Consider the following 14327-nt stretch of genomic DNA (forward strand, 5'->3'; position numbering starts at 1 on the left):
AGATAAGGAATGGAGTGAGTTGAGTGCAGAAATCAACTTTAAAAAGAGGCTTACAGCTTTTAAGTTATGCTGGTAATTATGGTTGGGCAGTGGTGGGAGTAGTGATATCTGTCCTGATGTCTACTGTCTTTGTCTTACTGCCGCCCTGGTTGATTCGGTATGGTATTGATAATCTAATTATTGGAGAAAAACCGGAGTTTCTCTGGCTGTTGGGTTTAGCATTGGTAGGAATTACACTACTAAAAGGGGTAGTTGATTTTGCTAAACGCTATGGTGCTGAATATATTGCCCAGAGAATTATTCATGATGTCCGTAGCCAGTTATATGATCATCTAAACCAGCTTTCATTTTCTTTTTATGATTCTGCCCGCACTGGTGATATTATGTCGCGGATAACTGCTGATACTGATGCTTTAAGAAAATTTTTATCCAAAGTTAGCGTCTATGTATCAGGGAATATTCTGACTATTATCGGGATTTTAGCAGTAATGATTTTTTGGAATCTCCAGTTAGCATTATTATATTTGATAATGGTACCTTTAATGGTTTATGGTATGTTTAAATATTCTACTCAGGTTAGGCCTATGTTTAGAAGAGTCAGATGTAAATTCTCTAATCTAACAGAGATTATTCAGGAGGATTTAAATGGAATAGAAAGTATTAAACTCTTTGGTCAGGAGAAGAAAGAAAAGGAAGACTTTATTCAGGAGAATCAAGAGTATGTTAATACCAGAATAGAAACTGCCCAGACTTCTGCTCTCTGGATGCCTTATGTGAACTTCTTAGTCGGTCTAGGCAGCTCTCTGGTAATTTGGTACGGTGGACGATTAGTAATCAGCGGAGAAATTTCCTTTGGAATGTTGGTCGGATTTATCAGTTATATTGCGATGCTGCTTAGACCGGTTCGTCAGACGGGAATGATGATTAATTCTGCTACTCAGGCGGCTGCGGCAGCAGAGAGGATATTTGATATACTCCAGATGGAGCCTGAGATTCAAGAGGTCGATAATGCTTATGAGCTGCCACCAGTTGATGGTCGAGTAGAATATAGAGATGTCAGTTTTTCCTATCAACAGGATGAAGAGGTATTAACCGGAATAAATCTAACAGCAAAACCGGGTCAGCTGATAGCCATAGTAGGTCCTAGCGGTGCTGGAAAAAGTACACTGCTCCATCTTCTGCCCCGCTTTTATGATCCAGACCAGGGAGAGATATTGATTGATGGCCATAATATAAAAGAGCTTACTATCGGTAGTCTGCGGAGCCAGATTGGAATAGTTCTTCAGGACACCTTCTTATTTGCAGCTTCAATTAAGGATAATATCTCTTATGGACGTCCAGAGGCTTCGATGGAAGAGATTATTGAAGCAGCCAAGATAGCCCAGATCAACGACTATATCCAGTCGCTGCCGTTAGGTTATGAAACACCAGTAGGGGAGGAAGGAGTCAACCTTTCCGGGGGGCAGAAACAGAGGCTGGCTATGGCCCGGGTGCTTTTAACAGATCCCCAGTTACTTCTACTTGATGAACCGACTTCCAGTCTGGATGCCGAAACTGAAGAGCAGATGCAGCAGGCTTTATCTGAAGTTATCAAAGGTAGAACTACATTCATAATTGCCCATAGATTATGGACAGTTGAGAGAGCCGATCAGATTTTAGTAATCGACAATGGCAGGATTGTAGAGCAGGGTAGCCACGAAGAGTTGGTTTCGGCTGACAGGTTATATAGTCAACTCTACAGCCGTAGTTTAAGTGATAGACTAATAAGTGAAACGGCAGGTGATAAGAGATGAAAGGCCGTTTTAGAAGGCATTTAATGTCAGATGAGGAAGACGATTTTCAGCTATCAGAGTTAAACTGGAAGCTGTTTAGATTTTTATTTAGTTACCTTAAACCTTATTCTAAAAGGTTACTGCTGGCTTCCATAGCAATGTTAATGGTAACAGTAACAACTTTAGCTGGTCCATATTTGAGTAAGCTGGCAGTTGATGATTACATTATGGTTGGAGACTTGGCTGGTTTAAATCGAATATTCATTCTAATGATTATTTCTTATGGAGTACTTTGGTTTTCATCTTATTGGCAGAGATATCTGGCCAGTTGGGTCGGCCAGCAGATTGTAGGTAAGATCAGGAAGGATTTTTATTCTAAGCTCCAGCGATTATCAATTGATTTCTTCTATCAGCAGAGAAAAGGAGATATTATTTCTCGGTTGACTCATGATGTTAATGCCTTGTCGGACCTTTTAACTACAGGATTTATAAATCTTTTAAATGATTTCTTTACTTTAAGCGGAATAGTAGTTATTATGCTGTTGTTGAATTTAAAACTGGCTTTGGTAAGCTTTATTACCATTCCGGTTATTCTCTTTGTTGTCTCCTATCTCGGTAAAAAAATGCGGCGGGCTTATAGGGATGTGCGCCAGAAATTGGCCCAGTTGAATGCTGATGTAGAGGAGAGTATTTCGAATATCAGAATTGTGCAAGCCTTAAACCGTGAAGCAGTTAATACTGGTGAATTCAAAAAGTTAAGCTGGAAGAATCTCAAGGCCAATCTTAAGGCAGTATCGATTTTAGCTGTTTTATTTCCAACTATATCCCTTAGTAAGGTATTAGGGGAGGTTTTAGTGCTCTGGTATGGAGGCTGGGGAGTAGTAAAGGGAAGTATTACTTTAGGAGTAGTAGTTGCCTTTTTAGGCTATGTTCGCCGCTTCTTTGCTCCTTTAGCCAACTTAAGCCAGGTCTATAATACCTATCAATCGGCCGGAGCAGCATTAGAACGAATCTATGAATACATTCTGCTTGAGCCGGAAATTAAAGAGCCAGCAGAGCCGCTGGTTCCTGAAGGAGGATTTAGTGGTGAGATAGACTTTGTGGATGTAGACTTTGCTTATGATCAGGAGCCGGTAATTAAAGGTTTTAATCTGCATTTAGATTCAGGCGACAACTTTGCTTTAGTAGGTAAGACAGGCGCTGGCAAGACAACAGTTATCAATCTTTTGACTAGACTTTATGATGTAGACAGTGGCGAGATTTTGCTTGATGGGATTGACCTAAGGAAGATTTCATTTGAATCATTAAGAGAAGTAATCGGTGTTGTTTCTCAGAATGTATTCTTATTTAATACTTCAATCAAAGAGAATATAAAGTACGGCAATCCGAAGGTAACAGAAAAAGAGGTAATTAAAGCTGCCCAAAAAGTACATGCTCACGACTTCATAACCGGACTGCCTGAGGGCTATGAAACAGAAGTAGGCGAGAAAGGAGTTAAGCTTTCCGGCGGCCAGAAACAGCTTATTTCCTTTGCCCGGACGTTATTGGCCGATCCTCAGATTTTAATTTTAGATGAGGCTACTTCCAGTGTTGATGCCTATACAGAGATGTTGATTCAACAGGCTTTAGATGAATTACTGGCTGGTCGGACAGCAATAATGATTGCTCACCGTTTTTCAACTTTAAAAAAAGCAGAGAAAATCGGAGTATTAGAAGAGGGGAGATTAACTTCAGTAGGCTCTCATCAGGAAGTATTAGAAGAGAACAGTACCTATCAAGAGCTATATCAGAAGCAGTTAATTAAATAAGAGCTAAATAAGCAGATAAAAGATTGACATTTTAATTTAGTCTGTTATAATTTAATTAAGTGACCACTTAATTAAATTATAAGGAGGAATATAGTCATTGTTTTATGTCGTAATTTCAGTTTTAATTATTATTCTCTTTATCAAAGACCGAGAGAAGACTGTCACCGGAGTTAAGAAAGGGATTAAGAAGTTAATCAAAAATCTCCCGGCCTTTCTTAATATGATGATTTTAGTGGCTATTTCGCTTTATTTTGTTTCTGATGAGGTTCTAGTTGCTTATTTAGGTCAGGACAGTGGTATATCGGGCCTCTTTTTGGCCAGCTTCTTGGGCTCTATCACTCTAATGCCTGGCTTTATTGCTTTTCCGCTGTCAGGGCTGTTGTTGGAGAAAGGCGTAAGTTATACAGTTATTGCTCTCTTTACGACTACTTTAATGATGGTAGGAGTCTTAACCTATCCTGTAGAAAAGGAATTCTTTGGTCGAAAGGTAACAATTATTAGAAATAGTTTGAGCCTGCTGATTGCTTTAATAGTTTCTTTATTGGTTGGACTCTTTTATGGTGAGGTGATGATCTAATGCTGCAGATGCTGAAGCGGTATTTATTAACAATTATATTCTTTACTTTTGTCAGCGGTAGTTTCTTATTTGGCTATAGCCCCGGTGAAGAGATTTACTTTAATTTCTTTGATTTTTTGCTGACTATGCTTAAGTTTCTGCCGGCCGTCTTTATTCTGATCGGTCTTTTTGATGTCTGGGTTGATAGAGAGGTGATTGAAAAACATTTAGGTGATAATTCATCAGTTTCGTCTTATTTCTGGGCGATTTTATTAGCTGGAACTACTGTTGGCGGTCTCTATATAACCTTTCCTGTTGCCCATGCTATGTGGAAGAAAGGGGCTAGCTTGAGAATCATCTTTACTTATATTGGAGCAGCCGCCATCTGTAGAATTCCAATGACACTCTTTGAAGCTTCTTATGTCGGGACTAAGTTTACCTTAATTCGTTTATTAGTTTCAGTTCCGTTAGTAATATTAACCAGTATTCTATTAGAGAAGTATCTTAATCAGAAAGATTATGAGCTTAAGAATAACTTATCATAATAACTCAGGTTGTTCTTTCCTGTTTGGTATTATATAATCTAAGTACTAATTGAATCGATAGGGGTGATTATACTGCAGGATCTACTTGTAGGTTTGAAAGCAATTGCTGATGAAAAGAGGTTGAAATTAGTAAACTTACTGTTAAAACAGGATTACTGTGTCGGGGCTTTAGCTAAAGAATTAGAAATTTCCAAGTCTGCTGTTTCCCAGCATTTGAAAGTCCTTCGTGAATCAGAGCTTGTCATCGGGGAAAAGAGAGGTTACTGGGTCCACTATTCTGTTCAGGAAGATAAGCTAATCGAGTTAGCTGATGGATTGAAAGGACTTATTACTGAGTCTAAGTCTCAGTCAACTGGATGCTGCCACCATTCTGATTAAGCTAGAAGTTACAGTATTAAGTTAACGACCTTCCAAGCGGTAGAATCCAGAACTTTCTTTTTAAAGTAACTTTTGGCCTGGAAGAATAAATATCCTTTACGTTTTAATGGCGGAGTACCGATAATAGCTTCAATAATATTCTGCTTGTCTTTGGTCTCAACCCGTTTACAGGAGAGTTGGTCAGCCTTGGTAGGCAGTATTTTTATAGAAGCGCTGTTAGCATCTTTAACAGGAGTAATAGTAAAGTCTATAATTTCTCTCTGTTTTTTAACTCTGGAGCTTAATAGAATATAGAGTTTAATTCTGAAGCTGTAGCGGGGTGAACACTTAGATTTGGTTATTAACTTTACATTTAATTGATCTGGCTGCTGTAAACTAAGCTCTATTCTTTTAATATCTCCGCCTGGCCGGCGTCTGCGTTTTTTGGTATTGGCTGTTGGTTCTTTATATGCCAGGATTTTAGATTCAATTGGATTGCTGGCTGGTAATTCAAGTTGACGGATATCATCTACAATAAATATTTCATTATTTGTGATAAAACTGAAAAGATACTTCTTAGTTACTTTCAGCTGGGATTTATATTCTTTAAGTGCTGTTAATTTGGTAGTCTGCTGGCTGGAATTGAGATTGAAACGGCTCCAGTTTATAACATCATTATTAAGTTCACTAGGCGGTAGTATATCTTCTCTGTTAGAAATAGGCCAGCTTCCCTTATGGGTAAGATATTGATAGATAGCTGGATCAACTGCTAATTTATTATCCAGCTTTAGCTTAGCTAAAGCATAATGGAGAAAGTTATAGGCTGCCCAGTGGTCTGCATGGTCATCAAACGGGGAGGAAATAAATATCTTAGTTGGTTTCTCTGTGGAGAGAATTTCTGTTAAGTCTTCGACAAGATTTTTGCCCGTATAAGGGCGAGCCGGTTTATAGGTTAAGTCATAGGGATTGGTCATAGAACCGGTATAACGAGAAAAATAGGTATTTTCATTATGCCAGTAGTCACTCCACAGAAATTCCAGGCCGCGGTCAGGATAGCCTAGGAAATAGATACTTTCCTTACTAAGTCCTAATTGTTTGAGTGCGTTAATTGCTTCTTGCTGTCTTAGCTTGCCGAATTCTTGAAACTTCTGGTGGGATAGAAAGGGACGGCGAAAGTTTCGGACAGCAGCCCAGCGGAAACTGTCTCCATTGGTTAAAAATACTACTCTGGATTCAATATTTTTAGCTACAGCTTCTTGAATCAATCCTCCACAGCTCAATAGTTCATCGTCACAGTGAGGAGCTAAGATCATGATTTGGTCTGAAGTTTTATTTAAGGTTATTCCTTCCAATATAAAGCCTCCTTTAAAACAATTATAAATTAAATTAACCGCTTTCCTTTAGCTTTAAATTTTTCTACATCTTTTTTAGTAGGGAAGGAAAAGTAAGATCCTTCTATATCAGGCAGCGGTCTGAATTCAACTTCATTATTGAAAAACTTAAGTAAGACTTCTCCTAACGCCTCTGCTGCTTTAATCTTAGTCTGACAGACTAGATCATCGAGAGTCATATCAGATTTAATTTTAGTCTTTTTCTGCATAATTATATCTCCCTTATCCAGCTTTGTTATCATGCGGTGGATTGTTAAGACTGAGTATTCTTCGCCGTGATACATCTGCCAGAAGTTAGGCATCATTCCTCTATATCTTGGCAGCGGTGCGCTGTGGATATTGATACAGCCGTATTTAGGAGCAGTCAGGATTTGTTCTTTAAAGATCTGTGTAGCAGAAGCAGAGACTACTAAATCTATCTGATTATCAGTTATGAAGTCGATAAATTCCTGTGAATTTATATCTGAATAGGATAGAACTTCGATATTATACTTTTTAGCTAGAGCTGGAATTGATAAAAAATTATCCTTCAGTCCTACTCTGTATCGGAGGTAGTTTAGCTGTTTTTTGAGATAACGCAAAGCCTGTTTACTAAAATCAATTGGACCATAAAAGTTATATAGCTGTTTAAGTAAATTCCAGATTGAACTTCTCCCCAGCGGTTGTTGAATGACTATGCCTTCAATTTCAATTTTATTTTGGTGTTGAATATAGAATTTAAAGAATTTCTTAAATAATAAAGGAAGATAAAAGGGATCATGCTGGGTTACAATAATAATTTTCATTATCCTCACCTACCTTATGTTTAGTATATAGAAAAAAGAATTCATAATCCACTTGTAATCAAGTTCTAATCTAAATAATAGGTTATTTGATTATAATATGATTTTTTGATAAAATATGTTATTGTAGGTTTTTAGATATAATTATAAATTTTAATTTTTTACTAGCTACATGGCTTATATTTGTTAGTTATTATATCATAGTTTCACAGATCAAAAAGGGGGGATAAACAGATTATTAATTAGATTTGAGGAGAGAGAAGGGACTAATATTTAAATAAATAATTTAAAGAAGTAGAGAATAGATAAGCAGTAACAACAAGGTGAGCTTAATTATTCTTAGGAGGGTTATTATGTCACAACAAGAAATAACAGAAGAAACTAATGAAAAACCTGAACCTTATGTTGCTGCAGATAAGTCAATGGCTGAATTTACTCCTAAAGCTATAATTTTAGGGGTGATTATGACAGTAGTCTTTGCTGCTGCTAATGCTTACTTAGGTTTAAAAGTAGGAATGACAGTTAGTGCTTCTGTACCAGCAGCAGTAATTTCTATGGGAATTTTACGCGGAGTCTTAGATCAAGGTACTATTTTAGAGAATAATACTGTGCAGACAATTACTTCGGCTGGAACATCCCTGGCAGCAGGAGTAATCTTTACTGTTCCGGCATTGATTTTATGGGGCGTAGACCCTAGTATGATCAAGATATTCTTTTTATCATTATTCGGTGGAGTTTTAGGAGTCTTATTTATGATTCCACTGCGTAAGTTCTTGATTGTAGATGAACATGAAAATCTTCCTTATCCAGAAGGAACAGCCTGTGGTGAGGTTTTGATTGCCGGTGAAGAGGGCGGCGCTAAGTCAAAGTATGTATTCACCGGTATGGGTATCGGTGCTATTTATAAGCTATTTTCTGGTGGAATGAAGATCTGGAAGGATGCTGTCGAATGGGCTATCCCCGGTTATAAAGGAGCAGCCATTGGGTTTGATCTCTATCCTTCATTATTGGGAGTAGGATATATTATCGGGCCTAAAATTGCAGTTCGAATGTTAGCCGGAGGTACCTTAGGTTGGCTTGTATTTATGCCTTTGATTGCTAAAGTAGGCGGCGGTTTATCACAGCCGTTATTCCCGGCTAGTCAGCCGATTGCTGAATTAGGTTACTGGGGAATCTGGGATAACTATATTCGGTATGTCGGTGCTGGAGGTGTAGCTTTAGGCGGTGTTGTTAGCTTAATTAAAGCTTTACCGACAATTGTTGAATCCTTCAAGGCAGCCATGGGAGAATTAACTACTGGATTGGCTAAGGATGCCAAGAAGGTTAGAACTAATCTTGATCTTTCAATTAAGTGGGTAGGTTTAGGTGCATTGGCAGTGATTTTAGCAATTGCCTTTGTTCCTCAGGTTCCAGTTGGAATTTTAGGAGCTGCAATTGTAACGATCTTTGGATTTTTCTTTGTAACTGTATCATCAAGAATTGTAGGTATTGTTGGTAGTTCTTCTAATCCGGCTTCCGGAATGACAATTGCGACTTTACTGGCTACTAGCCTAATTATGAAAGCAGTAGGCTGGACTGATAAGACTGGTATGATAGCTGCGTTAAGTGTAGGAGCAATTGTCTGTATTGCTGTAGCAGTGGCCGGTGATACTTCTCAGGACTTAAAGACCGGATTTTTGGTAGGAGCCACCCCTAAAAAACAGCAGATTGGAGAATTAATTGGAATTTTAATTTCTGCTATCTTTGTCGGCGGTATTGTATTAATGTTACATCAAGCTTACGGCATTGCTACTAAACAGCTGCCGGCGCCTCAGGCCAATCTAATGTCTATGGTTGTTAAGGGAGTTATGAAGGGCAACTTACCGTGGGCCTTAGTCTTTACTGGTGTATTTTCGGCTCTAGTAATTGAGATGTTTGGTATTGGTTCTTTACCTTTTGCGGTTGGTTTATACCTACCAATTCATTTAAGTACACCGATTATGATTGGCGGTTTAATTAAGTTAGCCCTGGATAAAAAGTCAATTTCTAAGGAAGCTAGAAAGGATAAGAATGAAAGCGGAGTCTTATTTGCTTCCGGTTTAGTAGCCGGTGATGCATTGGTAGGAATCTTGCTTTCTGCTTTAGCTCTTAAAGGCTGGCATACAGCAATTCAAGTTGGTTCTGGCTGGGCAGGTAGTGCTGCTAATATTATTGCCTTAGGTACTTTTGCTGTTCTGGCTTATATTCTTTGGCGTAATTCTGTAGGTGCTACGCTGCGCGAAGAGCATAAAGATTCAACTAATATCACAGGATAAATAATGAAAACTAATCAGGCTCCCCATAAAAACAAGGGGAGTCTGGTTGATTTTTTAATTAAAAATGAGAGTAGGGAGGAAGATAAAAATGAATAACTTAAAAGAAGCAGCAGAGATAATTATTAATGACTGTATGTCAGTTAAGGATGATGAAACTACACTGGTGATTGTGGATAAGCCGCTGCGCAAGATTGGACAGGCTATTTTTGCGGCAGCTAAAGAAGCAGCCAATGAGGCAGTTTTGACAGAGATTGCTCCGAGGGCTAACCATGGAGCAGAACCGCCGGCCAGTATTGCTAATCTGATGCAAGAATTCGATGTAGTTATAATGCCGACTTCTAAATCTCTTTCTCATACTAAAGCCCGTAAGGCAGCCAATGATGCTGGAGCGAGAGCAGCTACTCTACCGGATATTACAGAAGAGATTATGATTAGAACTCTAACAGCCGATTATGAAGCTATTAAAGAGCGGAGTGAAAAGGTAGCTGAGATATTGGATGAAGGAAAGAAAGCCCACCTTATTACTGAAGCAGGAACAGACCTTAAGATGTCACTGGTTGAACGCAGCGGACATCCCGATACAGGAATCTATCATCAAGCTGGAAACTTCGGGAATCTGCCAGCAGGAGAAGCCTACATAGCACCGCTAGAAGAGACAGCCGAAGGAAAAGTAGTTATTGATGGAGCTATGTCCGGATTGGGAGTGTTGGAGGAACCGGTTACCTTAATTGTAGAAGACGGTTATGTAGTTGATATTCAAGGCGGTAAAGAAGCTGCTGAACTGACTGAATTAGTAGATCAGTATGGCAAAGAGGCCAGGAATATTGCTGAGTTAGGTATCGGTACTAATGATCAGGCTATATTGACTGGTAATGTATTAGAAGATGAGAAGGTTATGAGCACTGTTCATGTAGCTATTGGTGATAACAGTGCCTTCGGCGGTAAAATAGAGATAGAATCACATTTGGACGGTATTATCAATCAGCCGACATTGAAGGTGGATGACAGAGTGATTATGAAGGAAGGAGAGTTTAAGATACTTTAGATAGCAAGGTACTGCGGAAATAGAATTAAATTGATATATTGTTGCAGTTTAGAGTTGATATCTTGCAAACGCTCCGAAAATCAGCTCTAATCAATCAGCAATGATTTACCTTTATAGCTCCATTTTAAATTCCTAACTTATATGGTGATCATTCTCTCTTTTGGAGCTGCTTTAAAGTCGCTTATTGCAAGATATCAACTAATTGTGCAAAATTATCTGGGGAAGCGTTTGAAACCAAATTAATGAAAACTCTGTGCTACAAATAGTCAACATTTCTCTGGAGCGACTCTTAAAACTGACTCGGAACCAGGGATGGTGGAGAGTCAGTTTTTGAGAATGAGTGAGACAGGATGTCGAACGAATGGCAAGCGTAGGAGATTTGTTGACTATAATCTGCAATATCATAAATGAAATCATATTAGCTGCAAATGGAAAGTGACACAATATATCAATATTCCTCTAAAAGATGAGATTGATATTCCATCCAAAGTGACTGCCGTCTTCATCATCTTCAGCAATATAAATTCCAAAATCCAGCGGTTTTAATCCTAATAATTTCAGATTAGTATTAGCTCCAATTCCAGCGGCATGGGATGAATCATAAGAAGTTTGGTAATCGGAGAAGAGATAATATTCAATATCAGTTAGCTGTAATATTTCCATTAATTTAATAGTCGGTAGAAAGTTATGAGTATAAATCAAGTCAATAGCTGTCTGCAGTTTTACATTATCTTTAGGTTTACTACCGCGATAGATAATAGGTGATTTAAGTAGACCAGTAGTATTATAGACAAGCTTAGGTTTAGCACTCCAGATGCTGCTTATTTCAAATATCCCTTGGTGAGAGGTTAGTACTTTCCAGGAATCCAATTCCGGTGAAACCAATACTGAAGTTTCTCCTTCAAGTTTTATATTATTTATCTTTATGGTGTATTCATTATCTATAAGGTTGAACTCTCTATTATCAATACTTCTTCGGCCGACACTTAAGGTATAATTAGGAGTATAATATTTGAGTTTTAATTCCCAGTTATCGTTGGAACCAGGCTTAATATTACTGATTAAATCAATAGTTTTAGTTAGCTGTTTTACTCTCAATTTGGCTTCTAGGTTATTATCTTCGCGGCGGTTATCAAGGATTGTAGCCTCTATCTGTCCTAGCTGCTGTTTTAGACCATACTGGAATTTGAAGAGGTCATCTTTGAATAGATTCTGTTTAAAGAATGAATGATCTTTACCAAAATATAATTTAGGTGTTAAGAGAGAAGAATCAAGTGCTAATCTATCATATTTAAGGTCTGTCAGTAGGCGGTCAAGATTAATCGTTCCTTTTCTATCTATTTTTTGGAGCTGGATATCATATTTGTTGAGCAGTGATTTAATTTTTGGTATTTTTTCTTTAGTATGCTGGTAGCCAATAGAGATTAGTTCTGCTGCCTGATTAAAATCCATAAATGAATAATCAGCTACAGGATTATCGATGATGATATCCGAATATTCTTCAGTTATCGGTCTTGATATCTTTTCCTGGAGTAGTTCAATCATTCTCATCATTGAGCGACTAGCGGTATTATAATTTTTATAAGGTAGTTTTCCGATAGCAGTAGAAGAGATTACAATATCTGCCCCTAATACTCTGGCTGTTTTAGCTGGAGTCGATTCTATAATTCCAGGGTCGATAAAGGTAAATTCATCCTGCTTCTGAATAGGAAAATAATATGGAATGGCATAGGCATCTTGAATCTTATCAGAAACCCTACCCGAAGTATGGATGTATTTATTTCCTGTATTTAATTCACAGCTTAAAAAAGCTGTAGGAATGGGAAATTTCTCTAACTGATCAACTGGAGTTAATCTTTCTAGGAACTTATTAACTTTTTCTGTTTTAAGTAGAGATTGGGTACCAAAGAAGTTTGTTTCAAAAAGATTTGAAAAGGCAGCTTCAGTAGCTACTCTTTCAATTTCTGAAATAGTCATTCCGCTACCGTACATAGTACCTATGATTCCACCCATGCTTGTACCTACAAGCATATCAATTGGAATTCCTTCTTCTTCTAAGGCTTTTAAGACACCAATGTGGACTAAAGCTCTACCTCCGCCTCCGCTTAGAGCAACTGCTATTCTCGGTTGATTAAGATTATCAAATTTGCTGGTATCTTCAAGAAGATATGTATCATCTTTGACAGTAATTCGTTTCAATTTATTCTTTGCAATAGAGGTTTGAGTAATGGAAAGAAGCATTATTAGTATCAGACTAATGATAATAAATTTATTACTCTTCATATATAATTAACTCCTTTATTGCTGGCTGAGATTAATAATATAATAACATATTTAGACTTTGGAAGCCAAATATGGTTTTAAAGTAAAGCTATATTGATATAATGTTGCACTTTCAAGATATTGCAGTGATAGTCAATATGTATCCGCCGCTTGTCGTTCGCTCAACATCCTGTTTCGCTCACTGTCAAAAACTGGCCCTCCACCGTCCGTGGTTCCGGACCAGTTTTAAGAGTCGCTCTGGACACATATTGACTATTGATAATAGAATATATTGAACTACAAATAGTCAACATTTCTCTGGAGCGACTCTTAAAAAGAACTTGGAGCCATGGAGGTTGTAGAATAATTTCTTTTTGTTCTTAGTCCTTTAGATTTGCTCAATACTACCATATTTAGCTCTAAAGGTTACTCCCATAGCCAGTCATTGGTTTGTATGCTGGCTATGGCGGAAAGTTCTTTTTTGAGAGTGAGTGAGACAGGACGTCGAGCGAATGGCAAGCGTAAGAGATTTGTTGACTATAATCTGCAATATCTCAAACGAACGGTAAACGTTTGCAAGATATCAACTCTAAACTGCAACAATATATCAATTAAGTACAGATTAGTAGGAATAATCACCTCACTTTTGTAGATACTAAAAATAGGATTCTTAAAAAGAGGGATTTAAAGCTGAATACAGAAAAAATAGGAATAACTCTTTTTAAATAAAGGATTGATTATTGATGTCCCTCTATAAAACAGAAGCAATAGTATTGAAGTACTATGAACTGAAAGAAGCCGATAAGATTATTGTTTTATATACTAGACAACACGGTAAGGTACAGGCTGTGGCCAATGGTGCACGAAAGACAAAAAGCCGTTTGGCTGGCAGCGTGGAGCTGTTTACTTACAGCGACTTTCTGCTTTATCAAGGTAAATCCTTATCTACTATTAGCCAGACTGAAATTATAAACTCCTTTGCTTCTCTGCGGGATGACCTCTTTAAGATGGCCTATGCTTCCTATGTAGTCGAGGTAGTTAATGAGTTTACAGTCGATGAAGAAAAGAATGAACCGCTCTTTGCTCTTTTATTGGCAACACTTTATATGTTAGATAGAGGAGAAGAGTTAGAACTGGCTACTAGATTCTTTGAGTTAAGACTTCTTAATTTATTGGGGTATCGTCCTCAACTAGATGCCTGTGTTGATTGTGATCTGGATTTAGCTAAAATAGATAAAGTTAAGTTCAGCTCAAAGCTAGGCGGAGTAGTCTGTGCTGACTGTGCCCTAGAGGATCAGTATGCTATGCGGATTAATAAAGGAACAGTAGCTACTATGGAGCGTTTATTGGAAATAGATTATAAAAAATTGGATAGATTGAAGGTGCCTGAAAGCACAAGACAGCAATTGGCTAAAATACTTCCTAATTATTTACAATCAATTATTGAAAAGAAATTAAAGAGTTTAGACTTTCTTAAAACATTAACTATGACTAATTAATACTGAAGAGAGGTGA

The 14327-nt window shown here is 37.7% G+C and carries 11 protein-coding genes; 8 read left to right on the forward strand and 3 right to left on the reverse strand.

What is annotated here, in order from left to right; translation table 11 throughout:
• Positions 1 to 23 precede the first annotated feature (23 nt).
• The 5 genes from acear_RS03560 (at position 24) to acear_RS03580 (ending at position 5059) form a co-directional block, all read left to right on the forward strand.
• Positions 24 to 1793 (forward strand): ABC transporter ATP-binding protein, encoded by a 1770-nt coding sequence (locus acear_RS03560; RefSeq protein ID WP_013277655.1) that lies wholly within the window; start codon positions 24 to 26, stop codon positions 1791 to 1793.
• A 23-nt stretch (positions 1794 to 1816) separates the two neighbouring features.
• Positions 1817 to 3580, forward strand: coding sequence for an ABC transporter ATP-binding protein (locus acear_RS03565; protein ID WP_013277656.1), 1764 nt, complete (start codon positions 1817 to 1819; stop codon positions 3578 to 3580).
• Between the two features lie 97 nt (positions 3581 to 3677).
• The gene (locus acear_RS03570; RefSeq protein WP_013277657.1) at positions 3678 to 4157 is read left to right on the forward strand and encodes a hypothetical protein; all 480 of its coding nucleotides are present in this window, start codon (positions 3678 to 3680) and stop codon (positions 4155 to 4157) included.
• Entirely contained in the window at positions 4157 to 4681 is a 525-nt protein-coding gene (locus acear_RS03575; protein ID WP_013277658.1) for a permease, read from the forward strand. Before acear_RS03570 ends, acear_RS03575 begins: the two co-directional genes overlap by 1 nt.
• Positions 4682 to 4774: 93 nt before the next feature.
• Positions 4775 to 5059 carry an ArsR/SmtB family transcription factor gene (locus acear_RS03580; RefSeq protein WP_245526697.1) on the forward strand — a complete coding sequence of 95 codons (285 nt, stop codon included), beginning with the start codon at positions 4775 to 4777 and terminating at the stop codon, positions 5057 to 5059.
• Between the two features lie 8 nt (positions 5060 to 5067).
• Here acear_RS03580 and acear_RS03585 read toward each other — a convergent pair whose 3' ends face one another.
• Together acear_RS03585 and acear_RS03590 are read right to left on the reverse strand one after the other, a co-directional pair.
• The gene (locus acear_RS03585; RefSeq protein ID WP_013277660.1) at positions 5068 to 6390 is read right to left on the reverse strand and encodes a PIG-L deacetylase family protein; all 1323 of its coding nucleotides are present in this window, start codon (positions 6388 to 6390) and stop codon (positions 5068 to 5070) included.
• Between the two features lie 29 nt (positions 6391 to 6419).
• Entirely contained in the window at positions 6420 to 7214 is a 795-nt protein-coding gene (locus acear_RS03590) for a methionyl-tRNA formyltransferase (RefSeq protein ID WP_013277661.1), read from the reverse strand.
• Between the two features lie 350 nt (positions 7215 to 7564).
• On the opposite strand from acear_RS03590, the gene acear_RS03595 reads away from it, so the two are divergent.
• Both acear_RS03595 and acear_RS03600 read left to right on the forward strand, forming a co-directional pair.
• Positions 7565 to 9505: an OPT family oligopeptide transporter gene (locus tag acear_RS03595; protein WP_013277662.1), complete on the forward strand. Its 1941-nt coding sequence runs from the start codon at positions 7565 to 7567 to the stop codon at positions 9503 to 9505.
• Between the two features lie 88 nt (positions 9506 to 9593).
• Entirely contained in the window at positions 9594 to 10550 is a 957-nt protein-coding gene (locus tag acear_RS03600) for an aminopeptidase (protein WP_013277664.1), read from the forward strand.
• Between the two features lie 459 nt (positions 10551 to 11009).
• Here acear_RS03600 and acear_RS03605 read toward each other — a convergent pair whose 3' ends face one another.
• The gene (locus tag acear_RS03605; protein WP_013277665.1) at positions 11010 to 12833 is read right to left on the reverse strand and encodes a patatin-like phospholipase family protein; all 1824 of its coding nucleotides are present in this window, start codon (positions 12831 to 12833) and stop codon (positions 11010 to 11012) included.
• 722 nt (positions 12834 to 13555) lie between these two features.
• On the opposite strand from acear_RS03605, the gene recO reads away from it, so the two are divergent.
• The gene (gene recO, locus acear_RS03610; protein WP_013277666.1) at positions 13556 to 14311 is read left to right on the forward strand and encodes a DNA repair protein RecO; all 756 of its coding nucleotides are present in this window, start codon (positions 13556 to 13558) and stop codon (positions 14309 to 14311) included.
• Positions 14312 to 14327 lie beyond the last annotated feature (16 nt).

Source organism: Acetohalobium arabaticum DSM 5501, from assembly GCF_000144695.1.
GTDB lineage: Bacteria > Bacillota > Halanaerobiia > Halobacteroidales > Acetohalobiaceae > Acetohalobium > Acetohalobium arabaticum.

Bases quoted from the DNA above. Each gene is read 5' to 3' on its own strand.
- acear_RS03565 (WP_013277656.1), top strand. From the start codon at position 1,817: ATGTCAGATGAGGAAGACGATTTTCAGCTATCAGAGTTAAACTGGAAG.
- acear_RS03575 (WP_013277658.1), top strand. From the start codon at position 4,157: ATGCTGCAGATGCTGAAGCGGTATTTATTAACAATTATATTCTTTACT.
- acear_RS03590 (WP_013277661.1), bottom strand. From the start codon at position 7,214: ATGAAAATTATTATTGTAACCCAGCATGATCCCTTTTATCTTCCTTTA.
- acear_RS03595 (WP_013277662.1), top strand. From the start codon at position 7,565: ATGTCACAACAAGAAATAACAGAAGAAACTAATGAAAAACCTGAACCT.
- acear_RS03600 (WP_013277664.1), top strand. From the start codon at position 9,594: ATGAATAACTTAAAAGAAGCAGCAGAGATAATTATTAATGACTGTATG.
- acear_RS03605 (WP_013277665.1), bottom strand. From the start codon at position 12,833: ATGAAGAGTAATAAATTTATTATCATTAGTCTGATACTAATAATGCTT.
- recO (WP_013277666.1), top strand. From the start codon at position 13,556: ATGTCCCTCTATAAAACAGAAGCAATAGTATTGAAGTACTATGAACTG.